The organism is Leifsonia sp. NPDC102414, from assembly GCF_044765685.1.
In the GTDB taxonomy this organism is placed as follows: domain Bacteria; phylum Actinomycetota; class Actinomycetes; order Actinomycetales; family Microbacteriaceae; genus Leifsonia.
This window is the reverse complement of record NZ_JBIWKN010000002.1, coordinates 563,721-589,023: the sequence shown is the minus strand read 5'-3', so window position 1 is coordinate 589,023 and position 25,303 is coordinate 563,721. Positions and strand designations below refer to the sequence as shown.

Sequence of the window (25,303 nt, the reverse complement as noted above, 5' to 3'; positions counted from 1 at the left end):
ACAACGATCCATCGGGGGATGGCAGATGCGGCGACGAGCGAGCGGGGCGAGACGGTTCACCGTCGTCGCTGTGGCGAGCGTCATCGCCCTGATCCTGACGGCGTGCACCCCCAACGCCGGCGCGACCTCGGATCTCCCCCAGCAGGTCGCAGGCGGCTTCTCCTCCGACGTCTCCGGCAAGCTCAAGGCGGCCGTGACCGACGCGATGAAGCAGGCGGGCGCCTCCGGTGCGATGGTCGGCGTGTGGGCGCCGTGGGCCGGCAGCTGGACGGCCGGTCTCGGCACCACGACGCTGAAGGGCTCGACGCCCGTCACGGCGAACATGACGTTCCGGATCGCGCAGAACACGATGCCGATGACCTGCAGCGTTCTGCTCTCCCTGGTCGATGCAGGCAAGGTCGAGCTGGACGACGCGCTCACGAAGTGGCTGCCTGGGATGGTCGGGGTCGACGGCGTCACGCTGCGCGAACTGTGCCAGAACACGTCTGGCATCGGCGACTATCAGGGCCAGCTCAACGCGATCTTCCTCAACAACCCCACCAGGCAGTGGCCGGCGCTCGAGCTCGCCAGCGACGGCCTCGCCACCCAGCCGTTCGGCAAGCCTGGCGAGAAGCTCGGGGTCTCGTCGACCAACTTCGTCCTGCTCGGCATGGCCCTCGAGAACGCCACGGGCAAGAGCTGGCAGGACCTCTACTCCAGCTACATCTTCTCCAGGCTCGGGATGCAGTCCAGCTCCTATCCCGGGCCGTCACAGCTCGCCGTGCCCGGCGCGCATCCGACCGGGTACTCGGTAGGCATCGACGCCGCTGGGGCCGTGGTGTGCACACCGATGCGGGATGTGACGGAGCTCTCGAACTCGATGGGCTGGACCGCATCCGGTGTCGTCTCGAACGTCCCGGACCTGAAGGCGTACGTGCAGGCGCTCGCGACCGGTTCCCTGCTGTCGAAGGCATCGGCGAAGGCGCAGGCGACCGGCATCCCGAACGGCTCGGACTGGCAGAAGTACGGGCTCGGGATGCAGATCCTGGGTCCGCTGCGCGGCAGCGCAGGCGCCATGCCTGGCTACCTGTCGGCGATGTACAGCGACCCGACGTCCGGGCTCACGATCGTCGTCGCTCTCAACAACTCGACGCCTGGACCGGCGTTCGCGCAGTACCTGGCGCAGCGGCTCGCGTCGATCGCGTCCAAGGCGCCCGCGAAGGTGAAGGGCGCGAAGGTCGTCGCCGGTCTTCCATGGTCCGAGGCGCAGATGACAGAGGCGATGGGCAAGACGGTGCCCTGCCCGCCCGCCAAGTAGCGGTCAGCGGGTAGCGGTCGGCCAGCTGGTTCGCGCTCAGGCTCCTGCAAGGGCGGCGAGTTCGGCCTGCACGGGGAACACGTCGTCGTCGAGCACGAGCTGCAGCCCTGCGCCCGTCGTGCGGTTCACCAGCACGGGAGCGGCGAGGTTCACCGTGCTGCCCTCGCGCGACGGAGTGACGACGACGAGCGCCAGCACCTCCTCGGCCGTGGTGACGCCGAGGTCGGCGGCCCTGTCGTCCGGCAGCTCCGGCGAGTATCCGGGCAGGTGCCTGGCCGCGTCGATCGTGAACAGCCGGATCTCCGGTCGCTCAGACGCCTGCAGCGTGTACAGGCCGTCCGCGCCTGCGACGGCGGTGAGCTCGAAGTCGACGAGCGGCTCCAGGCCGGGAGGCGGTGCGATGAAGCTGACGGCGCTCATCGGAGGAAGTCCATCAGCGTCGGCTGCAGCACGCGTGCCGTGACGGCGATCGCGGTCTGGTAGTTCACATCCTGGGTCTTCAGGTCGAGGAGGACCTTGCTGAGGTCGACGTCCTCGATGCTGGAACGCTGGCTCTCGAGCGAGGTGGAGTTGAGGGCGAGCGTGTCCTTCGCCTTGTCGATGCGGGTCTGACGCCCGCCGATCTCCGCGTGTTCTCCCACGATGGCCTTCATCCGATCGTCGATCTCCCCGAGCCGCGGCCCCGTGTTCACTCCCGTGCGCAGGTCGCTCACGGTGTTGTCGATGAGCGCGAACACCGAGGATGCGCCGACGCCGAACACGGCGGACCCGTCGGAGTCGACACGCACGGTCGAATCCGGGCCGACCCTGCGATCGACTGTACTCCCGGCGACGCCGGTGAACGAGTAGTCCGGCTGGAAGGCGACACCGGCGTTCGAGTTGCCTGCGAACACATTCCGTCCGAGGTATGTAGTGTTCGCGAGCGACAGCAGGCTCTTCTTCAGACCGTCCAGCTCGGTGGCGACCGACTCCTTCGCCTCCGGAGACAGTGCGCCGTCGTTGGATCCCTGCACCGTGAGGTCGCGCACCCTGCGCATGATCGCCTCCACGGAGGTGAGGGTGGAGTCTGCCGTGCTGAGCCAGGCGTCGCCGTTGTCGGCGTTGCGCGCGTACTGCGCGTTGGCAGCCTGGTCGGAGCGGACGCTGAGGGCGCTCGCCGTGGCCGTCGGGTCGTCCGACGGCTTGGTGATGAGGCGCCTGCTCGTCGCCTGATCGTAGAGCGCTGCCTGCCGCTGCAGGCTCGCCTGCAGGTTGTTCTGCGCGTTGAGCGTCTGGGTCGCGTTCGTCACACGGGTGAACACGGTTACCTCCCGACCAGTCCGGTGTGGTTGATGAGCACGTCGAGCGCTTCGTCGACCGCGGTCATCACGCGGGCGGCGCCCTGATACGCATGCTGGAACGCCAGCATGTTCATGTTCTCTTCGTCGAGGTCGACGGACGAGTTGGAGAGCTGCGCGTTGACGGCGCCTTTCGACGCGAGGTCGGCGAGCGAGGCCTGCTGCTGTTCCGACTTGCTGGCGACGCCGACGCGCACGACGAACGCGGACCACTGCTTGTCGATGGCGTTCGGCCCCGTGCCGAGCTGGGCGATGGCCCCAGCGAGACTGCCGTCGCTCCCGCCTGCGCCAGGCGTCCCCGTGGCGATCTGGCCGACGGTGGTCGGTACGACGGACAGGCCGAGAGCGGCCGGCTTGGTCGCGTCGATGGCGAAGAAGTCGAGGCCGGTCGCTCCGGTGGACGTGGTGCCTGTGCGGTGCAGGTCGTTGACCCGCTGCGCGAGGGTGACCGCGAACGCGTTGTAGCTGGCGGCGGCCTCTGCGAGCACTCCGCCCGTTCCGGATGCGTCTGCCGGCGCGAGCGTGGAGATCGCGCCGGAGATGGCGCCGCCCTCCATCGCGATGGCCTGGCCTGGCCGGTGCGCCCACTCGAGGCGCACGGGGTCGGCCGTCGCGTCGCCCATGACCCGTGCCCCAGCGACCTGCACTGCATTGAACGTGGTGCCGGAGACGATCGCGTTTCCGCCGATCAGCACATCCACGGTGCCGTCGTCGAGCGGACGGACGACGCCGCCCGCGAGGTTGGCGATCTGGGTGGTGAGGACGTCGCGGCGGTCCATCAGCTCGTTCGCGGAGCCGCCGGCGGCGAGCGTCGCCCTGATGCGGCCGTTCAGGTCGGCGACCTGACTCGCGGCCTGGTTGAGGTCGGTGACCATGCCGTCGACGTTGGTGCGCAGGGCGCTCCACTGGCTGTCGACAGCGGCGTAGCCCTGCGAGATCTGGGTGACCAGGCTGCCGGCCTGGCCGAGCAGCACGCCGGCCGGCGCCTGCTCCCCTGCCTGGTTGGACACGTCGCCCCACGCCGACCAGAACTTCTGGAGCTGCGTGGAGATGCCGTTCGTGCCCGGCTCGTTGAGCGAGCCTTCGAGGGTGGCGAGCGCCGACGCCCTGGTGCCCGAGTATCCGGAGAGCGCCGTGGTGGTGCGGACGCGCGCATCCAGGGTCGCGTCGTCGAGCCGCTGGACGCCGTTGATGCTGACGCCCTGGCCTGGGCGGACGCCGCCGGTGAAAAGCCCCGCCTGGTTGAGGGCGGGAACGCCCGAGGTCGAGATGCGCTGCCTGGTGTACCCCTGCGTGTTGGCGTTGACCAGGTTCTGGCCGACGACGTCGAGGCCGGCCTTGGCCGCGACGAGGCCGGTGTACGCGGTGTTGAGTCCGCTGAAGGTGCTCATCCTGGTGTCGTCCTACGCTTCCGTGTCGAAGAGCCTGGCGGTGGATGCACCGGGCCGGCTCTCCCCGCCGGCGCCGTACACGCCGGGGTCTCCCCCGCCGCCGGCCAGGCCGTTGATGGTCTCCTGGGTGGAGCGGGCCGCCTCGCGCAGCAGACGCTCGTTGGTGTCGCGTACCTCGGCGATCTGACCGGTGAGTTCGATCATCGCCGCGAGGTGCGACGAGAAGATGTCGGACCAGATCCCGTCCGGTGCGGCGACGGCGAGCTCACGGAGGCTGGAGTCAGGGCTGATCCCCCACTCCTCCGCGAGGGTAGCGACCTCGACCGTTCGTGCGAGGCCGACGGAGCGCATCCGCTCCATGACCTGCTCGACCTCGCGGGTCGCGTGCGAGATCCAGCGCGACTTGCCCGCGGTGAGCAGCAGCTGCTCCTCCTCGAGCTTGAAGAGCAGCAGCTCGAGCAGTTCGCGTTCTTTCCAGAGCTGTGCTGAGAGTTCGCTCGCCGCCATGTCGCCAACCTCCTCGTGAGTCGTCGTGCGCACATGGTCCCCTCGGGTCGTCGGCACACGGTCTGCGCCGTCAACAGGGACCATCGGCAGGGTTGGCCTCGATGTTAGGGGCGTCGAGCAATGAGTTCGCTGTGATCCCTAGCGCTTTTCACATGAATTTCAATATTCCCCGTACTGGGGGTACGCCCTGCCCCGTAGTGGGGGCGCGACACACGCGTGCTGGATTACTTGCAATTGTTACCGTGAACAACGAACGACCCCTAGCGCCTGTTCGGCACCCGAAGTAAGTCCGGACATCCACAGCACCGCCCGAGCACCACCCGCACCGAACCCCGGCAGACAACGCCGGCCGGCCAGCGGGCGCTCGGCAAACCAAGACAGGGGTCACCCGCGTGAACCGGACAGAACGCAACACGCTCGTCGTCGAGAACCTGCCGCTCGTCGGCTATCTCGTCTCCGACCTGTGTTCGCGCGCGACGCACCTGTCGCGCGACGACCTGGCCTCGGCCGGCGCTCTCGCCCTCGTCCAGGCGGCGGGCGCCTTCGACCCGACGCTCGGCATCCCGTTCGGGGCGTACGCGCGCACCCGTATCGTCGGTGCGTTCGCCGACGAGATGCGCGCGAGCGACTGGGCCACGCGCTCCGCGCGCAAGCGCATCAAGGAGACGATGGCGGTGCAGGAGAGCCTCACCGCTGGGCTGGGCCGCACGCCGACGATCGAGGAGATCGCGAACGCGCTCGGCGTCGACCGCGAGACGGCTTCCGCTGCGCTCTCCGACGCATCCAGGGTGGTCACCACCATCGACGAGACCGTCGAGTCGATCCTCGTCTCCGACGCCGCCACCCCGGAGGACTCACTGCTCGCCGGAGAGCAGACCGCGTACGTGCGGGCCGCCGTCTCCGCCCTTCCCGACCGGATGCGCTACGTGGTCGAGGCCATCTACTTCGACGACCGCACCGTGACCGAGGTCGCAGAAGAGCTCGGGATCACCCACTCGGCCGTGTCCCAGCAGCGCTCCGAGGCCATCCGCCTCATGCGCGAAGGCATGGCGACGCACTACGCCGACGAAGGCGACCCGGAGATCATCGAGGCCAAGACCTCGCAGGCCCGCCGCAGCGCGTACCTCGCCAGGCTGGCCCAGCACGCGGTGGCCAACGTGGCGCGCCTGTCGCCCCCGCCGTCGTCCACGTCCGCACGCGCATCCTGAGCCGAGCGGCAATCGAATCGGATTGCCGCTAACGGGATGCACGGAGCGGCCGATAGAAGAAGTTGCGGCCCACGGATGGGCAGCACGAACCCAGTCATGGAGGAAAAGCAATCATGGGTATGCAGATCAACACCAACATCTCGGCACTCAACGCCTACCGCAACCTGAACAACACGCAGAGCGACCTGTCGAAGTCGCTCGAGAAGCTGTCCAGCGGCCTCCGCATCAACCGTGCGGCGGACGACGCGGCCGGCCTGGCCATCTCGGAGGGCCTGAAGTCGCAGGTCGGAGGCCTCACGGTCGCCGCCCGCAACGCTCAGGACGGCATCAGCGTCGTGCAGACCGCTGAAGGCCAGCTCACCGAGGTCCACTCGATCTTGCAGCGCGTGCGCGACCTGGCTGTCCAGGCCGGTAGCGACTCGAACAACGCCGACTCGCGCGGTGCTATCAAGACCGAGGTCGACCAGCTGACCAAGGAGCTCACGCGTATCTCCGGATCCGCGAACTTCAACGGCATCAACCTGCTCGACGGCTCGAACGCAAAGCTGACCTTCCAGGTCGGCGCAGGCTCTGTCGCCGCGAACGACCAGATCGACGTCGACCTGACCGGTGCCAACGTCGCGACGGTCGCGACCGCCGTTGGCGCCCTGACGTTCGACAGCGCTGCGAACGCGCTCACCTCGATCGCTGCGCTCGACACGCAGATCAAGGGCGTGTCCACCGCGCGCGCCAACCTCGGTGCGGTCCAGAACCGCTTCGAGAGCACCATCCGCAGCCTCAACGTCTCCAAGGAGAACCTGTCGGCCGCGAACTCGCGTATCACCGACACCGACATGGCGGAGGAGATGGTGAAGTACACCCGCTCCAACATCCTGTCGCAGGCCGGCACCGCGATGCTCGCGCAGGCCAACCAGTCCGGCCAGGGCGTTCTGCAGCTGCTCCGCTAGTAGGGCTGCGGCCGGGATGCGCAACCCCAAAGCGCATCCCGGCCGCACCACCGGCTGACCACCGCATCGCTTCGGAGGCCGGCCGACACGACGACAGAAAGGGAGTCCAGCATGGGCATGGCCGTCGACGGGCTCATCAGTGGCCTCAACACCACCCAGCTGATCGACCAGCTGATGCAGGCGGAAGCGATCCCGCAGACCCTGCTGAAGAACAAGGTCACAGACTCCACCACGTACATCAGCGCGATGCAGGCGCTCAACACCAAGGTCGCAGCCCTCGCGGACTCGGCGACCAAGGCGTCGAAGCCGACGGGCACCGACCTGCACATCGCCACCAGCAGCTCCACCTCGGTGACCGTCACCGCCGGCACGGGTGCTGTGGACGGCACCATCGACTTCACCGTCGACAAGGTCGCCCAGTCCCAGGTCATCGTCACCGGCCCGCTCACCGAGTGGCCGGACCAGCCGCCCGTGCTCACCTTCGTCGCGGCGGACGGCACGACCAAGCAGGTCACCGCCGCGAGCTCGTCGCTCGCCGACGTCGCCGCCGCGATCAACAAGGCGGGCGTCGGCGTCAGCGCCACCCGCGTCGCCGCTGGACTCGACCCGGTCAGCGGCCAGCCGACGTACCGGCTGCAGCTCAGTTCGACAGCGACCGGCGCCGCGGCGGCGTTCACCGCATACCGCGGAACACCGGCCGATGTGACCGCCGGAACCGCCACGAACCTTCTCACCGAACCGGGCGCTGCCCAGGTGCGCGCTGCACAGGATGCACAGCTCACGCTGTGGAGCGGCACCGGCGCCGCCCAGTCGGTCACCTCGTCCAGCAACTCCTTCAGCGACGTGCTCCCCGGCGTCTCGATCACGGTGAGCGCCGCATCCACCACCCCGGTGACGCTGTCGATCGCCCGCGACGACAAGGCGATCACCGACCTCGCGAACTCCCTGGTCACCAGCCTGAACGACATCTTCTCGTACATCAGCTCGAAGCAGGCGGTGGCCACGAGCACGGATGCAGCAGGCGGGACGGTCGTCACGGCCGGATCGTTCACGGGCGACTCGACGGTGCGGGATGCGAACCAGAAGCTGATCGACGCCGCATCCGCCCCCGTCAACGGGGTGTCGCCGTCCACATACGGCATCAGCATCACCCGCGACGGAACGCTCACCTTCGACAAGGACATCTTCGGTGCAGCGCTCGCCGCCGATCCGGAGAAGGTGAAGGCGGTCGTCCAGACGATCGCCGGCCGGGTCGCCGACGCAGCGACGGCCGCCAGTGACAAGTACGACGGCACGATCACCACCAAGATCACCGGCGAGCAGGCCACGGTGAAGGGCCTCAACGACCAGATCACCGACTGGGACTCCCGGCTCGCCGACCGCCGCTCTACCCTGGAGAAGACCTACGCGAACCTCGAAGTGCAACTGCAGCAACTGCAGTCGCAGTCCTCATGGCTGACCGGTCAGCTCGCCTCGCTCTCATCGAGTTCCTCGTGAGCCTGCTGAGCGGCACGGCCGCGAAACTCAACGCGTACAACAGGGACGCGGTCCTCTCCGCCTCGCCTGTGCGCCTCCTGACGATGCTGTACGACAGGCTGGTCCTCGATCTGACCCGCGCGGAGACGGCGCAGAAGGACGGCAACTGGCCGGTGGCGTGGGAGAACCTGCGCCACGCGGACCAGATCGTCGCCGAGCTCGCCTCCTCCCTCCGCCTCGACGCCTGGGACGGCGCTGACGGCCTCCTGCAGCTCTACACCTACGTGGCCGACCTGATTGTCTTCGGCAACATCGAACGCGACCCTGAGAAGGTCCGCGAGGCCATCGACCTCATCGAGCCGCTCCGCCAGACCTGGCACGAGGCCGCGGCGCTGCTGCCGTCGGAGACAGGCGGAACCCTTGGCACAGCCTGACGACTTCGACCAGTGGGAGGCGGACGCTCCGAGTGACGAGCCCCACTCCCCCACCGGCTGGGACGACGCGCTGACCCAGATGGAGCACGACCTGCAGGGCGCACTCGCCACGATCGACCCTGTGCCGTGGCGCCCCCCGATCGCCCTCGGCCCCATCCCGCCCGAGCTGATGGAGCGCGCCGCGCGCATCCTCGAGGCGCAGATGCACACGATCCGCTACCTGGAAGACGTGCGCCAGACCACCGCGAAGCACCTCGCGGCCGTGCGCGCCGTGCCGGCGGCCGAGCCCGGCCCGCACCCGGTGTACTTCGACCTCATCGGCTGACCGGCCTGGTGCGGGTGCGCACAGAGTTCCCCACCTGTGGATAACTCTGTGCACAACAGGTGGATGAGGGCGGTAAACGTGTGGAGGACACGCGCGAGATGTGTGGACTCTCAGATCCCTTCAAGCTTCAAAAGCACCTCTGATCAGGCTTTCTGAACGCCTTTCCCCAGATTCGAACGCGCGTTCGAAACTACCACCGTGTAATTCCAGGGGTGTGAACAGCTGTGGATGAAGCTGTGCACGAAGACGGTTACAGGGGAGTTCTCCACACCCGATCCAACGAATAGCTAACGACCTGCGCGCGGCTGCCGATAGCAGAGAGTGAGCACGGATCGCTCGCAGATCAGGCCACGGATCGGCCGCCACTCCAGATGATTTCCGATGGGATGCAGCTGTGCTCGAATCCGTGACCAGTGCCGCGCTCGCGAGTGCCCTCGACGGCCTCGCCGCCCGGCAGCGGGCGATCGCCAACAACATCGCCAACGTGAACACGCCCGGTTACACCGCGGAGCGCGTGTCGTTCGAGGATGCGCTCGCCCGCTCCGTCGCGCAGGGGGACGGCCATGCCGCATCCACTGTCGCCCGCTCGCTCGAGCCGACCAGGCTCGACGGCAACAACGTCAACCTCGACACAGAGACCCTGTCCAACGTGGACACCGTGCTGCGCTTCCAGTTCGCCTCGCAGGCGGCGGGCGGCCAGTTCTCGTCCATCCGAGCGGCACTGAGGACCAGCTGATGACATTCGACGCAATCGGCATCGCGGGCACGGGGCTCACCCTGCACCGCAAGTGGCTCGACGCCATCTCCGACAACCTCGCCAACATCAACACGGCGAAGCCGACGGACGGGGCGGCCTTCCAGGCGCGCTACGTCGTGGCGCAGGAGGGGGAGGGCACCACCGGCGTGTACGTCGCAGGCGCGGCATACGGCAGCGCGGAGGGCCGGATGGTCTACGAGCCGGACAACCCCGTCGCCGACGAGAACGGCTACGTGCGCTACCCGGACATCGACCTGTCGTCGCAGATGGGCGCCCTGATCATGGCGCAGCGCGGCTACCAGGCCAACGCAGCGGTCGTCGACCGCGCCAAAGAGTCGTACCAGGCAGCCCTCGAGATCGGACGCAACTGATGCCCATTCCCGCCATCGGCGCCGTCAGCGCTGTCGACACCACCGGCGCCACCAGCGCACTCTCCGCCGCATCCGGAGTCACCGGCACAGGGGGAGCGGCGTTCGGCAACTCCCTCACCGGCGCCATCGACAACCTGCAGCAGCTGCAGGGCACCAGTGACAAGCTCGCGATCCAGGCGGTCACGGGCAACCTCTCCGACATCCACGACGCCACCATCGCCTCGTCGCGCGCCCAGGTCACCCTCGAACTCGTCGCAGGCGTCCGCAACAAGGCCGTGGATGCGTTCAACGAGATCATGCGGATGCAGGCCTGATGCCACAGCAGGTCACAAGCTTCTTCCGGCGGCTCGGCGACACGATCCGCGGCTTCTCGATCGCGCAGCGCGTCATCGCGATCATCGGTGTCGCCGTGGTCGCGCTCGGCGTCACCGGGCTCGCGATGTGGGCGTCGCAGCCCGCGTACACGCCGCTGTTCTCAGGGCTGCAGGCGACGGATGCGTCCAGCATCGTCGACCAGCTCCGCACCGATGGCGTGCCGTACCAGCTCACCGACGGCGGAGGCACGATCCTCGTGCCGCAGCAGAAGGTGTACGACGAGCGCCTCAAGGCGGCGTCCGCCGGGCTTCCGACCGCGAGCACGGGCGGGTACTCGCTGCTCGACAAGATGGGGGTCACGTCGTCGGAGTTCCAGCAGTCCGTCACGTACAAGCGCGCCATGGAGGGTGAGCTCGGGTCGACGATCAGCGCCATGAAGGGCGTCAAGACCGCATCCGTTCGCCTGGCGATCCCGGAGGACACCGTGTTCGTGTCCGAGAAGAAGGACCCGACCGCGTCCGTGTTCGTGGAGACGCAGAACGGCGTGACGCTCTCCGCCGATCAGGTGCAGGCGATCGTGCATCTCACCAGCGCTGCCATCACCGGGATGCAGCCGACCGACGTGGCCGTGATCGACGCATCCGGCACGGTGCTCAGCGCGGTCGGGACCGGCGCCGTCGGGGGAGCGGACAAGCAGGCCAGCGACTACGAGACCCGCGTGAAGACGGCAGTGCAGACCATGCTCGACAAGGTCGTCGGCCCGGGGAACGCGACCGTGGCCGTCGCCGCAGACGTCAGCTCGGAGTCCGCGCAGCGCACGGAGGAGTCGTACACGACCCCGACCAACGCGCCGTCGCTCAGCGAGACGACGCAGTCGGAGACGTACACCGGCTCCGGCGGGTCTGCCGCCGGCGTGCTCGGACCGGACAACATCGCCGTCCCGAACGGCACCAACGGCAACGGCACGTTCAACTCCCAGTCCGCGACCAAGGACAACGCGGTCGACAAAGTCACCGAGCAGCGCACCATCCCGGCCGGCGCCGTGAACAGGCAGACGGTCTCTGTCGCCCTCAACAAGGATGCGGTGGGCGGCGACGTGAGCACCAACGAGATCCGCAATCTCGTCAACGCCGCGGCAGGGATCGACGTGACCCGCGGCGACTCGGTGAGCGTGGAGATGGTCAACTTCAGCAAGGCCAGCGCCACCGAGGCCGCCAAGGCGATCCAGGAGGCGAAGGACGCTGCGGCGGCCGACCAGCTCACCGGGATCATCCGCACCTCGATCATCGGGGCGGCCATCGTCGCCGCGGTGATCATCGTGTTCGCGCTCTACCGCCGCAGCCGCAAGCGCGCGGAGGAGGCGGCGGCCATCGACGGTGCCGACACCGTCGAACTGGACGCCGCGGCGTTCCCGATCGCGCTCGAACAGGCTCCGCCCACCGTGCCGATGCAGCTCGACCCGCTGCCCGAGCCGACAGCGCCGGAGCTGGAAGCCGAGCGCCGCCGCGCGGAGATCGAAGCGCTCGCAGAGCGCGACCCGCAGAAGACGGCGGAGTTCCTCCGCAGCCTGATGGATGAGCGGCAGGGCGTATGAACGAGCTCAAGGCGCCGCTGACCGGCGCGCAGAAGGCCGCCATCGTGCTGATGAACATGGATCAGCAGCGCGCGGCCCAGGTGATGAAGCAGTTCTCCGAGGAGGAGGCCGACGAGATCACCGCGGAGATCCTTCGGTTGCGCAGGGTCGACCCCGCCATCGCGGAGAAGGCGATCAGCGAGTTCCACGACATCACCGTGCGCGGCGGGATGAGCACCCGCGGCGGCAGGGACATCGCGGTCGGCCTGCTCGAAGCGTCGTTCGGCGCGGAGAAGGCCACCGGCGTCCTCAACAGGGTCGCCTCCAGCATGGCGGGAAAGCAGTTCGAGTTCCTGGACGCGGTCGAGCCTGGGCAGGTGCAGATGCTGCTGACCGGTGAGCTGCCGCAGACCAGCGCCCTGGTGCTCGCGCACCTGCGTCCCGACCACGCATCCCGCATCCTCGCCGGTCTCGACGAGACCGCGAGAGCAGACGTCGCCCACGCCATCGCGACGATGGGCAGCGCCAGCCCCGATGCGGTGCGCGTCGTCGCCGACACGCTCAAGCAGCGCGCCGGCGCGGTCGTCGGTTCGCGCGATTCGTCCGACGTGGTCGGGGGAGTGCAGCCGCTGGTCGACATCATCAACAGGGCGGATGCCAGCACGGAGAAGGCGCTCCTCGAAGCGCTCGAGCGCAGGAACCCCGAGCTGGCAGAAGAGGTCCGCTCCCGGATGCTCACCTTCGCCGACATCGTCAAGCTGGAGGACCGCGACGTGCAGCAGGTGCTGCGCGGCATCGACGCCGCCATGCTGGCCGTGGCGATGAAGGGCGCGACAGAGCAGGTCATCGAGACGATCACGGGCAACCTGTCCGAGCGCAACAGGGAGATCCTCGCGGACGAGATCCGCGTGCTCGGCCCCGTGCGCCTGTCGCAGGTGGAGGACGCCCGCGCCGAGATCGTGCGCGCCATCCGCGACCTGGAGGCGACGGGCGCGATCACCGTGCAGCGGAACGACGAGGACGCGTATGTCGAATGACGCCGTGTTCGCTCCCGTCGCGATCCCGGTGATCGCGGAGACCGCCGAGGCGGTCGCGCAGGGCGATGCCGCACGCTCTCGCGGCTATGCAGCCGGGTATGCGGACGGCCTGCGCGCGGCGGCGGAGGAGCAGCAGGCGTGGCTCGCGGCGGCGGATGCCGACCGCGAAGCGGACGACGCAGCAGCAGCCGAACGGCTCGCCGTGCTCGCCGCTGCGCTGAGGAACGCGGCGATCGAGCTGCGCGAGTCGACGGTGCCGGTGCTGGCCGAGGCGGAGAACTCCCTGGTCGAGGCGGCTTTCTCGCTCGCGCAGGCCGTGGTGGGGGATGCGCTGGCCAACCGGGTCGCCGCCGCCAACGCTGCCGTCTCGCGGGTGCTCGGCGGCGACGTCGCCGGGGCGGTGAGCGTCGTGCGGCTCAACCCGGAGGACCTCGCCGCGATCGGCCAGGGCGCTGCGGGCGACGCTGTGCGCCTGGTGGCCGACCCTGCGCTCGCACCGGGGGATGCGATCGGCGAGCTTCCGGACGGCTGGCTGGATGCGCGCATCCACTCGGCCATGGACAGGGCGAGGGAGGCGCTGGGATGAACGGAGCCGCCGAAACCGCCACCGCCGCAGGCACGGCAACGGCGACCGCCGTGCTCCCGCGCATCGCGGACGCCGTGCGCGCCGCTGGGGTGGAGAAGGTCGGTCGCGTCGTCGGGATCGTCGGACTCGGCGCGGAAGTCGAGGGCGTGCCGGCAGCGATCGGTGACATCGTCGTCGTGGGGGAGCGGCCGGGCGTGCACGCGGAGGTCGTCGCGACCTCGGCGGAGCGCATCAGGGTCATGCCGTTCGGCCGTCTCACCGGCATCGGCGCCGGCGCGCCTGTCCGCGCGCTCGGCGCCCCGCTGCTCGTCCCGACCGGGCGCGGGATGCTCGGCCGCGTCATCGACTCGCTCGGCCGCCCGGTCGACGGCAAGGGCCCGATCGAGCCGGACGGCTTCGTGCCCATCGACCACCGCGCCCCTGAGGCGATGCGGAGGGCGCGCATCCAGAGCCCGCTCGGACTGGGGGTGCGCGTGCTGGACACGCTCGTCACCGTCGGTCGGGGGCAGAGGCTCGGCCTGTTCGCCGGCTCCGGGGTCGGCAAGTCGTCGCTGCTGTCGATGATCGCCCGCGGAACGGAAGCCGAGATCTCGGTGATCGCGCTGGTGGGGGAGCGCGGCCGAGAGGTACGGGAGTTCCTCGAGGACGACCTCGGGCAGGAAGGGCTCGCCCGCTCCATCGTGGTCGTCGCGACCTCGGACGAGCCCGCCGTCATGCGCTTGCGCGCCGCGTTCACCGCCACCCGCATCGCCGAGTCGTTCCGCGACGCGGGAGCGCACGTCGTGCTGATGATGGACTCGCTGACCCGCGTCGCGATGGCGCAGCGCGAGATCGGCCTGTCGGTCGGCGAACCGCCGGCCACCCGCGGGTACCCGCCGTCGACGTTCTCCCTGCTCGCCCAGCTCCTCGAACGCGCGGGCACAGGCGAGACCGGGTCGATCACCGGCCTCTACACCGTGCTCGTCGACGGCGACGACCACAACGAGCCGATCGCCGACGCCGCCCGCTCGATCCTCGACGGCCACGTGGTGATGGACCGCCGCCTCGCCGTGGTCGGGCACTTCCCCTCGGTCGACGTCCTCGGCTCCATCTCGCGCCTCGCCTCCCGCGTCACAACGCCGGAGCAGCGCGCCGCCGCCGTCGCCCTGCGCAGCGTGCTCGCCGCCAAGGTCGCGGCCCAAGACCTCCTCGACGTCGGCGCATACAAGACGGGCACCAACCCGCGAGTGGATGCGGCCGTCGCGCACGAAGACGCCATCAACGCCTTCCTGCGCCAGAACCTCGGCGAGAACGCCGAACCGGCCGAGGCGTGGCAGCGTCTCGGCCACCTCGTGAACCTGCTCGGAGGTGTCTGATGGCACGGGCGTTCCAGTTGGCGGGTCTGCTGCGGCTGCGGCAGATCGAGAAGGACCACGCGGCGAGCGACCTCGCTGCGGCCAATGCGTTCCGGCGGGATGCGGGGGAACGCCAGGCGCGCGCCATCGCCGCCCTGCACGCTGTGCCGGTCGAGGCCACGGACGCGAGCACGCTGTTCGCGATGGCCGCTGCACGCGCATCCAGTCGCAGCATGCTCGCCGACCTCGCCGCCCTCGCCGAGCGCGCGGATGCCGACGTCGCCGAGGCGCAGACCGCATTCGGCGAGGCGAAAGCGCGGGCGGTCGGGCTGGAGAAGCTCGAGGCGCGGCACAACGCCAGCGTGATCGCGGGAGAACTCAGCGCGGAACAGGCCGCGATCGACGAAATCGCCACCGGCGCCTGGGTGCGCGAACGGGAAGGGAACGACGCATGACCGTCACCGACGCACTCACCAGGATCGCCCAGATCCAGGCCACGCTGGTGCAGATCGACAACCCGACAGCGGCGACGTCGTCGACGGGTTCGTCGTCCGGCTCGTCCAGCACCTCGGCGACCGACTTCGCGAACGCGCTCGCCGGGGCAGTCGGAGAGACCTCCGGTGTCGGCGCAACCGCGGGCGGCGGGTCGGTGACCGGCGCGGACGTGGTCGCCGATGCGAAGAAGTACCTCGGCGTCCCGTACGTCTTCGGGGGAACCACCTCCAGCGGCCTCGACTGCTCCGGCCTGGTGCAGCGCGTCTTCAAGGACCTCGGCATCGACGTCCCCCGCCTGGTCTCCGGCCAGTCGACCCTCGGCACGGAGGTGCCGTCGCTCGCGCAGGCGAAGCCCGGCGACCTGATCGTCACCAACGGCGGCGACCACATCGTCATCTACGCGGGAGACGGGAAGGTCATCCACGCGCCGAGCGAGGGCCGCAACGTGAGCCTGGTGGACAACTGGATGGACGACTCGGACATCGTCACCATCCGCCGCGTGGTGCCGGAGGCGAGCGCGGCGAGCGCGGCGCTGGCGAGCGCGCCTGCCGCATTCAACGCAGCGGGCGGGCTGTCGGCGGCGGGGCTGAGCGGGTTGTCTGGGTTGTCCGGGTTGTCCGGCTTGTCCGGGTTGTCCGGGTTGTCCGGGCTGACGGGCTCGTCAGGGCTCTCCGCTCTGTCGTCGCTGTCCGGCCTGTCCGGCCTGTCTGGCCTGTCTGGACTCTCCGGGCTCTCCGGGCTCTCCGCTCTCTCCGGTCAGTCGTCGTCCGGGTCCTCCGCCGCGGCGCAGGCCGTGCAACTGCAGGCGCTTCTCGCCTCGATGCTCGGCGGAGGTTCTGAATGAGCCCGACCATCGCTCCGGTGACCCAGACTCCTGCTGCGCAGGCACGCGCGGGCAAGCCCGGCACAGCGGGAGACGCGTTCCAGCAGTTCCTCGCCGGCGCCACACCGGCCACGCCCTCCCCCCGCCCAGACGCCAGGGATGCGCGGGAGGCGCGCCCCGCCGTCCGGGACGAGCCTTCCTCGCCCGCCGATTCGCGCCAGCGCAAGCCCGCGAAGTCCAGTTCCCCTGACGCGGCCTCCGGCACCGCGAAGCCTGCTGGAACCCCCTCCGCGGAGAGCGCGGGTGCGGCCACCCCGCCGCCCGCCGCGCCGGCCACGCCGGCCGTCGCTTCCGCCGCTCTCGCCGACGGTGCGTCCGCCGCCACAGCGGACGGCACGACACCACAGACAGCGCTCGCCGAAGCGACCGCGACGGCGACCGCGGTCGTGGCCTCGGCGTCTGCTCCGGCCGGACCGGCCACGGGCGGTCTCGGTCGCACCGCGAACGGAGCCGTTGACGCAACGGGGGCGACCCCGTCCGTCACCGCATCGGCAGCCGCCCCCGGCCCCAGCGCCCCCGCCGCTCCGGGAGGATCGGGAGACACGGGCGGGGGACGTGGCGGCGGCGCCGGTACGCCTGTGACTGCTCCCGCACCCTCCGCGTCGGCCGACATCGACTCGTCCTCGCCGCTCACGGCAGCCGGCTCGTCGGCCTCGGCTTCGGCGGCCTCCGCCGCACCCGCTTCGGCCTCCGCCGCACCCGCTTCGGCCTCCGCCGCCTCCGCTTCCGCGACCGACGCGGCCGAGGCCGCCGTCCCGGTCGCATCCGCGTCGCCTGCCGTGCCGGCATCGTCCCCGACCACGGCAGCCAGCGCGGCTTCGTCCGGGAGCGCGGCCGCCCCCGCACCCGCATCCGCAGCCACCGCCTCCACCTCGGCCACTGCCTCTACTGGCTCTGCCGCATCTGCCGCTGCCGCACCTACCGCCCGCGCCACCACGCGCCCCGCCGACGATGCCGCCCCGGCCGTCGCGACCGCGCCCTCCGCATCCACCCCCGGCGTCGTCGCGGCCCCGGCCGTCGCCGCTGCCGCCTCCACCGCGCCCACGACCGCCACCTCTGCCTCGCACGCGCCCCCCCAGACGGCCCAGCCCGCGCTCCCGCAGCAGCTCGCGCGCCCCATCTTCACGCTGGCCTCCGCCGGGCGTGGCGATCACGTCATGACCGTTCACGTCACCCCGGACACCCTCGGACCGGTGACCGTCCGCGCGCACGTCGGCACCGATGGCGTGCGGGTCGAACTGTTCGCCCCCACAGACGGAGGAAGGGACGCGCTGCGCGCCATCCTGCCCGACCTGCGGCGCGACCTCAACGGCGCCGGGCTCTCCGGCAGCCTCGACCTGTCCAGCCAGAACCAACCGCAGGCCGACGACCAGCGCAACGCCGAAAGCCGGCAGGGGAGCGGAGCCGCCGCATCCAGGGCAGAGCAGGCAGCCGACCCCCGCACCGACCGAAGCGCGGCAGACCAGCAGCGCGCAGCGGCACGCTACGGCGGCGGCGGTCACACCATCGACCTCGTCGTCTGACCGGACGACCTCCACCATCCACCCTCCATCGACCCAACCGACCGAACCGACCAGCCTCACCGCAGAAGGGAGCCACCGTGGCCGTCGACCCCGTCACCGGAGCGAACGACACCGCCGCCACAGGCGGCATCTACTCCACCCTGCCCACCCGGCAGCCCAAGCAGTCCCTCGACAGTGAGGCGTTCATGCAGCTCCTGGTCACCCAGTTGCGCAACCAGGACCCGAGCTCGCCGATGGACACCAACCAGATGATCTCTCAGACCACGCAGCTCGCGACCATGGAGAAGCTCACCAACCTGGACACCACCAGCCAGGAGGGCTTCGCCCTGCAGATGCGCACCGCTGCGGCCGCCCTCGTCGGGCACACCGTCAGCTACATCGACAAGGACGGCGCAACGCAGACCGGCGTCGCCTCCTCCGTCTCGTACGCCGGCTCCGTCCCTGTCGTCACCGTCGGCGACCAGAAGATCAACCTCGACGCGATCTCCGGCGTGGTCACCCCCACACCGGCGCCCGCGCCGACCGCCTGACCTCACCGAATCTCACAGAAAGGCAGCATCGTGCTCCGTTCCCTCTACTCCGGAATCTCCGGCCTCCGTTCGCACCAGACCATGCTGGACGTGACGGGCAACAACATCGCCAACGTCAACACCACCGGCTTCAAGTCCTCCGCCGTGCAGTTCGAGGACACCCTCTCGCAGCTCGTGCGCGGAGCGGGCGGCGGCCAGGGAGAGACCGGCGGCACCAACCCCGCGCAGATCGGCCTCGGCGTGCTCGTGGCCGGCATCAACACCAACTTCACTCAGGGCGCAGCGCAGGCGACCGGCCGCGCCACCGACATGATGATCAACGGCGACGGCTTCTTCGTCACCAAGGTCGGCGGCGAGACCCTCTACACCCGTGCAGGCTCGTTCGACCCGGATGCGCAGGGTCGCCTGGTCGGTCCGGGCGGCGCGATCCTGCAGGGCTGGAACGCGGTCAACGGCGTCATCCAGCAGGGTGGAGCACTCGGCGACGTGACCATCCCGCTGAAGGCGGTCGCGCCGGCATCCGCCACCACCACGGGCACCGTCTCCGGCAACCTGCCGTCCGGCGCAGCGGTCGGCGACCAGCTGGTGCGCGACGTGAAGGTCTACGACTCCACCGGTGTGGCGCGCACGCTGTCGCTCACCTTCACCAAGACCGGCACCGGATGGGATGTGGCAGGCACGGACGGCACAGCCACCGGCACCGGCGCGCTCGCCTTCACGAACGGCGTGCTCACCTCCGGCGGCAGCATCACGGTCGGCGGCGTCGCGGTCGACCTCAGCTCGGTCACCGGATACGCCGACCTCACCACGGTCGCCTTCAAGGAGCAGAACGGCCGCCAGGCCGGAACCCTCGAATCGTTCAGCCTGTCCCAGGACGGCACCCTGATCGGCCTGTTCTCGAATGGCGACAAGCAGGCGGTCGGCCGCATCGCCCTCGCCACGTTCGTCAACCCCGGCGGCCTCGAGAAGGCGGGCGGCTCCGGCTACCGCGCCTCCGTCAACTCCGGCAACCCGCAGCTGGGCGGTCCAGGCGACGCCGGCCTCGGCTCCATCCAGGGCGGCTCGCTCGAAATGTCCAACGTCGACCTCTCGCAGGAGTTCACCAACCTGATCGTCGCGCAGCGCGGCTTCCAGGCGAACGCCCGTATCATCACCACCTCCGACGAGGTGCTCCAGGAGCTCACCAACCTGAAACGCTGACCAGCACCACTTCCGCCCCGCAGCGGTTCGGCGCGGAACGCATCCTCTGTCTCAGGACGGGCGTGCGTTCCGCGCCGTTCGTGTTCCAGGCGCGGGATGCGCATCCCCGCTCACTGCAGGCAGAACTCGTTTCCCTCCGGGTCGCGCATCATGATCGCGAACTCCTCGTACGGTCCCCACGCCTCCGTCAGCGTCTTCTCCACGGTCGCCCCGAGCGCCACGAGCCTGTCGCGTTCCGCCTCGAGTTCGTCCCTGGATGCGGGACGGTCCTCGAACGGCGTGATGTCGATGTGCATCCGGTTGCGCTGCCTGCGCTCGTGCGCGTAGCGGGTGAAGTAGAAGCGCTGGTGGCGCGGGTTCTCGTCCCAGGCCACGGCGCGGGAGGCGATGGCGTCGTCGTCCAGCCCCGCTGCTTTCAGCTCCGCGATCTCCTCCTCCGTCCAGCCCGCCGGTTCCGGGTAACCCATCGTCGCGCTCCAGAAACGGGCGAGGGCGGCAGGGTCCTGCGCGTGGATGGTGACGTTGGCGATGCGCGCTGTCATGCGTCGAGGATACGGCGTGACCGGAGCGGGCGGAACGCCTCGTACACTCGTCCCGTGCCCATCATCACCGAGCTCGGACCGACGCTGCTCGGCGTCCTGCTGCTTGCGGCGATGGCCACCGTCGTGCTCACCGTCTACCAGGTGCCGCGCCGGTGGGCTCCGCTGCTCGCCATCCTCCGCGGCGCGGTGCAGCTCGCGATCATCAGCGTGATCCTCTCCGGGGTCATCACCAGCCCGGTGTGGGTGGCGCTGGCGCTGCTCGTCATGTTCTCCGTCGCGGCGGCGACGGCGACGAGGCGGATCGGCTGGTCGCTCGAGCACGCGACCATGATTGGCGTCGCGATGGCCACCGGGATCGTCGTGACGCTCGCGGTGATCTTCCTCACCGGCGCGATCGAGTTCTCTGCCAGATACGCGCTCGCGATCGGCGGCATCGTCATCGGCAACGCGATGAGCATCGCCACTCTCACAGGGCGCCGGTTCACCGAGGCGACCATCGACCACTGGGATGAGGTCGAAGGCTGGCTCGCGCTCGGCGCGACCCCGAGGCAGTCGACCATGGAGCTGGCACGCGGCGCGGTCTACTCGGCGCTCATCCCCTCGGTCGACCAGACCAAGACGACCGGTCTCGTCACCCTGCCCGGCGCCTTCGTCGGCGCGATCTTCGGCGGCGTATCGCCTCTGGAGGCCGGTCGCTTCCAGGTGGTGGTGCTCGCGGCGATCATGGCGGCAGGGTCGATCACGGCGGTCATCGTGTCCGCGTGGCTGGCCCCGGTGCGGACGCGTCCCGTCGCGCTGGACTGAGTGCGGCGGCTACCCGGACGCCGTCGTCGTCGACCCGAGCGCCTGCGGGATGAGCTTGCGGATGGCGTCCGGCTGATTCGACAGCACCACCACATCCACCCGCCGGTTGAGGGCGAGATCGGCGTCCGTCGTCCCCGTCGCGCTGGCGAGCGGACGCGCAGAGCCGTAGCTGAGCGCCACGATGCGTTCTTGCGGGAACCCGTCGGTCTCCACCAGGTGCCGCAGCACACTGGTGGCGCGTCCGGCGGACAGCTCCCAGTTGGTCGGGTACGGAGCGCCCGGCTGGCGCATGTCGGCGTGGCCCTCGACCGAGACCTGGTACGGCGTCGGCGCGAGCACCGGCCCGATGTCGTTGAGCACCTGGGTCGCTTGCACGCTCAGCTCCGCCCTGTTGGATGCGAAGAACGTCTCGTTGCCGACCAGCCCGATCGTGAGACCGCGCTCGTCGATGCGCAACTGGACCGCATCCTGCAGGCCGTCCTTCGTCAGCGAGGCCAGGATGCGCTCTTTCAGTTCCTTGAGGTTCTGCGCCTCCTGCTGGGCGAGCGCGAGGTCGGTGTTCTTGCCCTTGTCGTCGACCTGCGACGGCGGCACGATCACGCCGGTCGCCGTATCGATCTTCTGCGACTTCACCTGGCCGAAGCCGGTGGCGAGCGAGTCCTTCAGTTCCGCGAACTTCTTCTGATCCACCGTCGACATGGCGAAGAGCACGATGAACATGCACATGAGCACGGTGACCATGTCCATGTAGGAGGCCATCCAGCGCTCCTCGTTCTCGTGCTCCTCCTCTGGCTCGTGTTTGCGACGGCGGCGTGCGGACATCGCTACGCCGCTTCCTTGAGCTTCTCCGGCTTGGAGTCCTTGGCGTCCTTCTTGCTGCTGCCCGCATCGGGGACCATCGCGCGCAAGCGCTCGCCGAGGAGGCGCGGCTGGCTGCCGGACTGCACGGCGAGCACGCCCTCCATCAGCAGCGTCATGCGCTCCACGTCCAGCTCGGACAGGCGGCGGAGGCGCGCGCCGAGCGGCAGCCAGAGGAAGTTGGCCGACAGCAGACCCCACAGCGTCGCGACGAACGCGCTGGCGATCATCGGCCCGAGCTCGCCAGGCTCCGCCAGGTTCTCGAGCACGTGCGTGAGAGAGACGACGGTTCCGATGATGCCGATGGTGGGCGCGTACCCGCCCATGCCGCTGAAGAATTTGGCGGCGACCCTGTCCTTCTTCGACTTGGTGGCGATCTCGTCCTCCAGCAGGACGCGCAGCTCGTCGCCGTCCGTGCCGTCCGCGATGTTCTGCAGGGCGCGCTTGAGGAACGGGTCGTCGATGCTGTCCGCCTCCTGCTCCATCGCGAGCAGGCCGTTCGCTCTGGCCTTCTCGGCGAGGTCGACGACCTGGTCGATGACCTGCTGCGGCGGCTCGATCTTGCCGCGCAGCGCACGCGGGACGGCCTTCATGGCGACGACGAAGTCCTTGAGGGTGCCGCTGGCGATGCCGACGGCGAACGTCGCGCCGAACACGAGCACCATGGGGGCAGGCAGCACGAGCGCGCTGAGGTGCGCTCCCTCCATCGTCACCATGGCGACGACGGCGCCGAACGCCAGGACGATGCCGATTATGGTTGCGGGATCCATCACTTCTTCCTTGCACGGAGGGGAACGGTCCGAGCTTCGGGGTGCTCGCGGTGGTCATCCGGCGCCTCGTCGTCCCTGCCGGAGTCCGCAGGGGGGACGAGGCCGAGCTGAGGGGCGCCTGCGGGACGCGCGGTGGCGGAGGGCAGGTCGTGAGCGAGGGCGATGACCCTCGCCCGGTATGCGGCGATCTTCTCGATGACCTCTGACATGCTCTCCGTCACGATGAATTTCGCCCCGTCGACCATCACGAGGGTGGTGTCCGGGCTCGCGTGGATGCGCTCGATGAGGTCAGGGTTGACCGCGAACTGGCTGTCGTTCAATCGGGTGACGACGATCATGGGCGGCGAATCCTGGTCTCGGCTCCGGGTGAGCCGTCACAGGGGCACTATCGGCCGGCGGGGGCTGGGCGTAAGGGTGCGAGGCGGTGGATGAGGGAGATCACGGCGATCTCGTTCCATTCCGCGGCCGGTCCTAACGCATCCCGGCCCCCTGCCGATAGTGGGCACCGTGACCACCCTGCACGCCCCTGAGACCGCGCCCGAGGCGCCGGTGTACGACTTCCGGCGGCCGACCACGCTCGCCAGGGAGCACTCTCGCGTGCTCGAGCTCGCGTTCGAGACGTTCGCACGGCAGTGGGCGACGCAGTTGACCGCGAAGGTCCGCGTGCTCAGCCAGGTCGCGTGCGAGTCGGTCGCCATGCAGACCTATGACGAGTACGCCGCTTCGCTGCCTCCCACCACCGCCATGGTGCTGTGCGAGCTCGACGGGGTCGCTCCGAAGGGCGTCATCCAGTTCCCGACCGTCGCCGCCCTGTCCTGGGTGAACGCGATGCTCGGTGGAACCGGCACCCCCGTGGACGCTGAGCGCACGTTCACGCAGATCGAGCACGCGCTCGTGCGGCGGCTGATGGACGACGCGCTCGAAGACCTGCGGTACTCGCTCGGCGCGCTGCTCGTCACGCCCATCTCCGTCGACGCCATCCAGTACAACTCGCAGTTCGCGCAGGCCGCGGCGACCGCGGAGCTGATGATCGTGGCGACCTTCGAGCTGCGGGTGGGGGAGAACGTCGCTGAGGCGACACTCGCGCTGCCGGCCATCGTGCTGCTTCCCCAGCTGGGAGAGACCAACCCGACCAGCAGTGCAGACGACGCACGCGAGCTGCTGGATGCGCAGCTCGCCCACGTGCCCGTCGACGTGTCCCTGCGGCTCACGCCGGCGCTGGTCAAGCCGAGCGTCGTGCTCGGGCTCGCCGTCGGCGACCTGCTGCCTATTCCGCATCCACAACACCGACCGTTCGATCTCGCCGTCGGGGGTCACCCCGTCGCCGGTGCAGCGCTGGGCTCCAGCGGCTCGCGGCTGGCGTGCGTGATCGTGAACACGGCGGACTAGAGACCACGCGGCCGAGAGATACAGAGGACTGAGACACCATGAGCATGACCAGCACAGGAAGCGCGACGGCACTGAGCGCGTCCGACGCGCTCGCCGCGGCCAACGCCCTCGTCGGCGTCCTGCCGACGGGGACACCGCTCACCCCGCGCCTGCACACGCTCGGCGCGTTCGCCGGGGCGACGGGCAGTGCCGTGATCGCCAGCTTCGTCGGCAACGTGTCCGCCGACCTCGCCGTGGTGCTGCTGGATGCGCCGAGCCTCGTCGACGACGCGGCGGACGGTTCGCCGGTCGTCGCGCTGCAGGACGTGCTCCAGCCGGCCATCGAGGCCGCGAGCGACACCCTCGGCGCCGGCGTGCTCGACGATGCGCGGGTCGAGGATGCGACGCTGCTGTTCGAGGATGCCGACACCACCGTGTTCGAGCTGGCAGGCGCATCCGGGATCGTCGGCTGGTTCGCCATCCGGGGACGCACGAGCAGCACGGGACGCGATCTCGGCACCGGCTCGATGGCCGGGAAGCTGGGGCGTATCAGCAACGTCGAGATGGCGCTCACCGTGGAGATCGGCCGGACCAGGATGCCCGTGCGCGACGTGCTTGCGATGGAGCCGGGCGCCGTCATCGAGCTCGACCGCTCGGCAGGGTCGCCCGCCGACGTGCTGCTCAATGGACGCCTCATCGCGCACGGCGAGATCGTGGTCATCGACCAGGACTACGCGGTGCGCATCACCAAGATCCTCGACGCCTCGGAAGACCTGGACTGACTCTTCGTGGATACCGTGTTCGTCGCTCTCCGAGTGCTCGTCGTGCTCGGCGTGATCGTCGGGCTGCTCTGGTACGTGCAGCGCCGCGTCACCAAGGGCAAGCGCGGCGGCGTCCGCCGTGGGAACGCGGTGACCGTCGTCGGCCGTCAGGGCGTCGGCTCGAAGGCGTCCGTCGTGGTGGTGGACGTGGACGGGACACGGTTCGTGCTCGGCGTCACTGAGCGGAACGTCAACGTGCTCGCCTCCGGCGACCGGCCGGCCGACGTGGATGCGGAGATCACCCCGATCTCGCGGGTGCGCCAGACGTTCGCCAAACCAATCGACAGACAGAGCCCAATCGACCGGCAGAGCCCAATCGACCGGCAGAGCCCGATCCAGTCGGGCGACGTCGCCACAGCAGAATCCATCACAACCACCAAGGACGCCGCGCAGGATGCGCTCCCGTCCGCGACAGCAGCACGGCAGACGGGCGCCGCGAAGCCCGTGAAGGACACCAGGCAGGATGCCGATTACCTGACGGCGCAGGGACGCGCCTCCGTATTCGACGAGGCCCTCAAGGGCTCGATCCTGTCACCGGCAACGTGGAGGCAGGCGAGCTCGGCGGTGCGGCCCAAGAAGTGATCGCGGCGGCTGGGCGGCTGATCCGCTCCCCA

General features: G+C 69.6%; 30 protein-coding genes. 22 read left to right on the top strand and 8 right to left on the bottom strand.

What is annotated here, in order from left to right:
- The first annotated feature begins 25 nt into the window (after positions 1–25).
- On the top strand, positions 26–1,297 hold the full coding sequence (locus ACIRCZ_RS11205; RefSeq protein WP_402852948.1) for a serine hydrolase domain-containing protein: 1,272 nt from the start codon (positions 26–28) through the stop codon (positions 1,295–1,297).
- 36 nt (positions 1,298–1,333) lie between these two features.
- On the opposite strand, the gene ACIRCZ_RS11200 is transcribed toward ACIRCZ_RS11205, so the two are convergent.
- The 4 genes from ACIRCZ_RS11200 to flgN are packed head-to-tail and all read right to left on the bottom strand — an operon-like array spanning position 1,334 to position 4,532.
- Positions 1,334–1,717, bottom strand: a complete 384-nt coding sequence (locus tag ACIRCZ_RS11200) for a flagellar assembly protein FliW (RefSeq protein WP_402852945.1) — start codon at positions 1,715–1,717, stop codon at positions 1,334–1,336.
- Entirely contained in the window at positions 1,714–2,598 is an 885-nt protein-coding gene (gene flgL, locus ACIRCZ_RS11195; protein WP_402852942.1) for a flagellar hook-associated protein FlgL, read from the bottom strand. Before flgL ends, ACIRCZ_RS11200 begins: the two co-directional genes overlap by 4 nt.
- A 2-nt stretch (positions 2,599–2,600) precedes the next feature.
- Positions 2,601–4,025, bottom strand: coding sequence for a flagellar hook-associated protein FlgK (flgK, locus tag ACIRCZ_RS11190; protein ID WP_402852939.1), 1,425 nt, complete (start codon positions 4,023–4,025; stop codon positions 2,601–2,603).
- A 12-nt stretch (positions 4,026–4,037) separates the two neighbouring features.
- Entirely contained in the window at positions 4,038–4,532 is a 495-nt protein-coding gene (gene flgN, locus ACIRCZ_RS11185; RefSeq protein ID WP_402852936.1) for a flagellar export chaperone FlgN, read from the bottom strand.
- 392 nt (positions 4,533–4,924) lie between these two features.
- Between flgN and ACIRCZ_RS11180 the strand changes: the two genes are divergently transcribed.
- The 17 genes from ACIRCZ_RS11180 to ACIRCZ_RS11100 all read left to right on the top strand — a co-directional run bounded on the left by ACIRCZ_RS11180 (position 4,925) and on the right by ACIRCZ_RS11100 (position 19,526).
- Positions 4,925–5,740, top strand: coding sequence for a sigma-70 family RNA polymerase sigma factor (locus tag ACIRCZ_RS11180; RefSeq protein ID WP_402852933.1), 816 nt, complete (start codon positions 4,925–4,927; stop codon positions 5,738–5,740).
- Positions 5,741–5,853: 113 nt separating this feature from the next.
- Positions 5,854–6,687 carry a flagellin gene (locus tag ACIRCZ_RS11175; RefSeq protein ID WP_055897367.1) on the top strand — a complete coding sequence of 278 codons (834 nt, stop codon included), beginning with the start codon at positions 5,854–5,856 and terminating at the stop codon, positions 6,685–6,687.
- Between the two features lie 111 nt (positions 6,688–6,798).
- Positions 6,799–8,184 carry a flagellar filament capping protein FliD gene (gene fliD, locus ACIRCZ_RS11170; RefSeq protein ID WP_402852930.1) on the top strand — a complete coding sequence of 462 codons (1,386 nt, stop codon included), beginning with the start codon at positions 6,799–6,801 and terminating at the stop codon, positions 8,182–8,184.
- Entirely contained in the window at positions 8,139–8,597 is a 459-nt protein-coding gene (gene fliS / locus ACIRCZ_RS11165) for a flagellar export chaperone FliS (protein ID WP_200949675.1), read from the top strand. Before fliD ends, fliS begins: the two co-directional genes overlap by 46 nt.
- Positions 8,584–8,922 carry a hypothetical protein gene (locus ACIRCZ_RS11160; RefSeq protein ID WP_235500540.1) on the top strand — a complete coding sequence of 113 codons (339 nt, stop codon included), beginning with the start codon at positions 8,584–8,586 and terminating at the stop codon, positions 8,920–8,922. The genes fliS and ACIRCZ_RS11160 overlap by 14 nt, the downstream gene beginning before the upstream one ends.
- A 394-nt stretch (positions 8,923–9,316) precedes the next feature.
- Entirely contained in the window at positions 9,317–9,658 is a 342-nt protein-coding gene (locus ACIRCZ_RS11155) for a flagellar basal body protein (protein WP_055897377.1), read from the top strand.
- A complete protein-coding gene (locus ACIRCZ_RS11150; protein ID WP_055897381.1) occupies positions 9,658–10,050 on the top strand; it encodes a flagellar basal body rod protein FlgC in 393 nt (130 codons plus the stop codon). The genes ACIRCZ_RS11155 and ACIRCZ_RS11150 overlap by 1 nt, the downstream gene beginning before the upstream one ends.
- Positions 10,050–10,364 carry a flagellar hook-basal body complex protein FliE gene (gene fliE / locus ACIRCZ_RS11145; RefSeq protein WP_055897384.1) on the top strand — a complete coding sequence of 105 codons (315 nt, stop codon included), beginning with the start codon at positions 10,050–10,052 and terminating at the stop codon, positions 10,362–10,364. The genes ACIRCZ_RS11150 and fliE overlap by 1 nt, the downstream gene beginning before the upstream one ends.
- Complete coding sequence (gene fliF / locus ACIRCZ_RS11140) at positions 10,364–11,959, top strand: flagellar basal-body MS-ring/collar protein FliF (RefSeq protein WP_055897387.1); 1,596 nt, start codon at positions 10,364–10,366, stop codon at positions 11,957–11,959. Before fliE ends, fliF begins: the two co-directional genes overlap by 1 nt.
- Positions 11,956–12,975, top strand: coding sequence for a flagellar motor switch protein FliG (gene fliG / locus ACIRCZ_RS11135; RefSeq protein ID WP_055897391.1), 1,020 nt, complete (start codon positions 11,956–11,958; stop codon positions 12,973–12,975). The genes fliF and fliG overlap by 4 nt, the downstream gene beginning before the upstream one ends.
- Positions 12,965–13,561, top strand: a complete 597-nt coding sequence (locus ACIRCZ_RS11130; protein ID WP_402852922.1) for a FliH/SctL family protein — start codon at positions 12,965–12,967, stop codon at positions 13,559–13,561. The genes fliG and ACIRCZ_RS11130 overlap by 11 nt, the downstream gene beginning before the upstream one ends.
- Positions 13,558–14,916, top strand: coding sequence for a FliI/YscN family ATPase (locus tag ACIRCZ_RS11125; protein WP_055897397.1), 1,359 nt, complete (start codon positions 13,558–13,560; stop codon positions 14,914–14,916). Before ACIRCZ_RS11130 ends, ACIRCZ_RS11125 begins: the two co-directional genes overlap by 4 nt.
- A complete protein-coding gene (locus ACIRCZ_RS11120; RefSeq protein WP_055897399.1) occupies positions 14,916–15,350 on the top strand; it encodes a hypothetical protein in 435 nt (144 codons plus the stop codon). The genes ACIRCZ_RS11125 and ACIRCZ_RS11120 overlap by 1 nt, the downstream gene beginning before the upstream one ends.
- Positions 15,347–16,234 carry a C40 family peptidase gene (locus ACIRCZ_RS11115; RefSeq protein ID WP_402852917.1) on the top strand — a complete coding sequence of 296 codons (888 nt, stop codon included), beginning with the start codon at positions 15,347–15,349 and terminating at the stop codon, positions 16,232–16,234. The genes ACIRCZ_RS11120 and ACIRCZ_RS11115 overlap by 4 nt, the downstream gene beginning before the upstream one ends.
- Complete coding sequence (locus tag ACIRCZ_RS11110; protein WP_402852914.1) at positions 16,231–17,796, top strand: flagellar hook-length control protein FliK; 1,566 nt, start codon at positions 16,231–16,233, stop codon at positions 17,794–17,796. Before ACIRCZ_RS11115 ends, ACIRCZ_RS11110 begins: the two co-directional genes overlap by 4 nt.
- Positions 17,797–17,873: 77 nt before the next feature.
- Positions 17,874–18,326 carry a flagellar hook assembly protein FlgD gene (locus tag ACIRCZ_RS11105; RefSeq protein WP_055897405.1) on the top strand — a complete coding sequence of 151 codons (453 nt, stop codon included), beginning with the start codon at positions 17,874–17,876 and terminating at the stop codon, positions 18,324–18,326.
- Between the two features lie 30 nt (positions 18,327–18,356).
- Positions 18,357–19,526 (top strand): flagellar hook protein FlgE, encoded by a 1,170-nt coding sequence (locus tag ACIRCZ_RS11100; protein WP_055897407.1) that lies wholly within the window; start codon positions 18,357–18,359, stop codon positions 19,524–19,526.
- A gap of 110 nt (positions 19,527–19,636) precedes the next feature.
- Here ACIRCZ_RS11100 and ACIRCZ_RS11095 read toward each other — a convergent pair whose 3' ends face one another.
- Complete coding sequence (locus tag ACIRCZ_RS11095; RefSeq protein ID WP_402852911.1) at positions 19,637–20,068, bottom strand: VOC family protein; 432 nt, start codon at positions 20,066–20,068, stop codon at positions 19,637–19,639.
- 54 nt (positions 20,069–20,122) lie between these two features.
- Between ACIRCZ_RS11095 and ACIRCZ_RS11090 the strand changes: the two genes are divergently transcribed.
- Positions 20,123–20,872: an ABC transporter permease gene (locus ACIRCZ_RS11090; protein WP_402852908.1), complete on the top strand. Its 750-nt coding sequence runs from the start codon at positions 20,123–20,125 to the stop codon at positions 20,870–20,872.
- 9 nt (positions 20,873–20,881) lie between these two features.
- Here the strand turns inward: ACIRCZ_RS11090 and ACIRCZ_RS11085 are convergent, their stop codons facing one another.
- Genes ACIRCZ_RS11085 through ACIRCZ_RS11075 form a run of 3 tightly spaced genes read right to left on the bottom strand, consistent with a single transcriptional unit; the run spans position 20,882 to position 22,838 of the window.
- On the bottom strand, positions 20,882–21,694 hold the full coding sequence (locus ACIRCZ_RS11085; RefSeq protein ID WP_055897416.1) for a flagellar motor protein MotB: 813 nt from the start codon (positions 21,692–21,694) through the stop codon (positions 20,882–20,884).
- 2 nt (positions 21,695–21,696) lie between these two features.
- The gene (locus ACIRCZ_RS11080) at positions 21,697–22,500 is read right to left on the bottom strand and encodes a motility protein A (protein ID WP_055897419.1); all 804 of its coding nucleotides are present in this window, start codon (positions 22,498–22,500) and stop codon (positions 21,697–21,699) included.
- A complete protein-coding gene (locus ACIRCZ_RS11075) occupies positions 22,500–22,838 on the bottom strand; it encodes a flagellar FlbD family protein (protein ID WP_055897421.1) in 339 nt (112 codons plus the stop codon). Before ACIRCZ_RS11075 ends, ACIRCZ_RS11080 begins: the two co-directional genes overlap by 1 nt.
- 169 nt (positions 22,839–23,007) lie before the next feature.
- Between ACIRCZ_RS11075 and ACIRCZ_RS11070 the strand changes: the two genes are divergently transcribed.
- From ACIRCZ_RS11070 to ACIRCZ_RS11060, 3 genes are read left to right on the top strand one after another with little or no spacing between them, the layout of a single operon-like run.
- On the top strand, positions 23,008–23,889 hold the full coding sequence (locus ACIRCZ_RS11070; protein ID WP_402852903.1) for a flagellar motor switch protein FliM: 882 nt from the start codon (positions 23,008–23,010) through the stop codon (positions 23,887–23,889).
- 38 nt (positions 23,890–23,927) lie between these two features.
- A complete protein-coding gene (gene fliN / locus ACIRCZ_RS11065) occupies positions 23,928–24,650 on the top strand; it encodes a flagellar motor switch protein FliN (protein ID WP_402852900.1) in 723 nt (240 codons plus the stop codon).
- Between the two features lie 6 nt (positions 24,651–24,656).
- Entirely contained in the window at positions 24,657–25,271 is a 615-nt protein-coding gene (locus ACIRCZ_RS11060) for a flagellar biosynthetic protein FliO (RefSeq protein ID WP_402852897.1), read from the top strand.
- The last annotated feature ends 32 nt before the right edge of the window (positions 25,272–25,303 follow it).

What these genes read in the sequence shown, in the direction of transcription:
- ACIRCZ_RS11205 (WP_402852948.1), top strand. Translation starts at nt 26, where the DNA reads ATGCGGCGACGAGCGAGCGGGGCGAGACGGTTCACCGTCGTCGCTGTG.
- ACIRCZ_RS11200 (WP_402852945.1), bottom strand. Translation starts at nt 1,717, where the DNA reads ATGAGCGCCGTCAGCTTCATCGCACCGCCTCCCGGCCTGGAGCCGCTC.
- flgK (WP_402852939.1), bottom strand. Translation starts at nt 4,025, where the DNA reads ATGAGCACCTTCAGCGGACTCAACACCGCGTACACCGGCCTCGTCGCG.
- flgN (WP_402852936.1), bottom strand. Translation starts at nt 4,532, where the DNA reads ATGGCGGCGAGCGAACTCTCAGCACAGCTCTGGAAAGAACGCGAACTG.
- ACIRCZ_RS11175 (WP_055897367.1), top strand. Translation starts at nt 5,854, where the DNA reads ATGGGTATGCAGATCAACACCAACATCTCGGCACTCAACGCCTACCGC.
- fliD (WP_402852930.1), top strand. Translation starts at nt 6,799, where the DNA reads ATGGGCATGGCCGTCGACGGGCTCATCAGTGGCCTCAACACCACCCAG.
- fliS (WP_200949675.1), top strand. Translation starts at nt 8,139, where the DNA reads ATGGCTGACCGGTCAGCTCGCCTCGCTCTCATCGAGTTCCTCGTGAGC.
- ACIRCZ_RS11150 (WP_055897381.1), top strand. Translation starts at nt 9,658, where the DNA reads ATGACATTCGACGCAATCGGCATCGCGGGCACGGGGCTCACCCTGCAC.
- fliE (WP_055897384.1), top strand. Translation starts at nt 10,050, where the DNA reads ATGCCCATTCCCGCCATCGGCGCCGTCAGCGCTGTCGACACCACCGGC.
- fliF (WP_055897387.1), top strand. Translation starts at nt 10,364, where the DNA reads ATGCCACAGCAGGTCACAAGCTTCTTCCGGCGGCTCGGCGACACGATC.
- fliG (WP_055897391.1), top strand. Translation starts at nt 11,956, where the DNA reads ATGAACGAGCTCAAGGCGCCGCTGACCGGCGCGCAGAAGGCCGCCATC.
- ACIRCZ_RS11130 (WP_402852922.1), top strand. Translation starts at nt 12,965, where the DNA reads ATGTCGAATGACGCCGTGTTCGCTCCCGTCGCGATCCCGGTGATCGCG.
- ACIRCZ_RS11125 (WP_055897397.1), top strand. Translation starts at nt 13,558, where the DNA reads ATGAACGGAGCCGCCGAAACCGCCACCGCCGCAGGCACGGCAACGGCG.
- ACIRCZ_RS11120 (WP_055897399.1), top strand. Translation starts at nt 14,916, where the DNA reads ATGGCACGGGCGTTCCAGTTGGCGGGTCTGCTGCGGCTGCGGCAGATC.
- ACIRCZ_RS11115 (WP_402852917.1), top strand. Translation starts at nt 15,347, where the DNA reads ATGACCGTCACCGACGCACTCACCAGGATCGCCCAGATCCAGGCCACG.
- ACIRCZ_RS11110 (WP_402852914.1), top strand. Translation starts at nt 16,231, where the DNA reads ATGAGCCCGACCATCGCTCCGGTGACCCAGACTCCTGCTGCGCAGGCA.
- ACIRCZ_RS11095 (WP_402852911.1), bottom strand. Translation starts at nt 20,068, where the DNA reads ATGACAGCGCGCATCGCCAACGTCACCATCCACGCGCAGGACCCTGCC.
- ACIRCZ_RS11085 (WP_055897416.1), bottom strand. Translation starts at nt 21,694, where the DNA reads ATGTCCGCACGCCGCCGTCGCAAACACGAGCCAGAGGAGGAGCACGAG.
- ACIRCZ_RS11080 (WP_055897419.1), bottom strand. Translation starts at nt 22,500, where the DNA reads ATGGATCCCGCAACCATAATCGGCATCGTCCTGGCGTTCGGCGCCGTC.
- ACIRCZ_RS11075 (WP_055897421.1), bottom strand. Translation starts at nt 22,838, where the DNA reads ATGATCGTCGTCACCCGATTGAACGACAGCCAGTTCGCGGTCAACCCT.
- fliN (WP_402852900.1), top strand. Translation starts at nt 23,928, where the DNA reads ATGAGCATGACCAGCACAGGAAGCGCGACGGCACTGAGCGCGTCCGAC.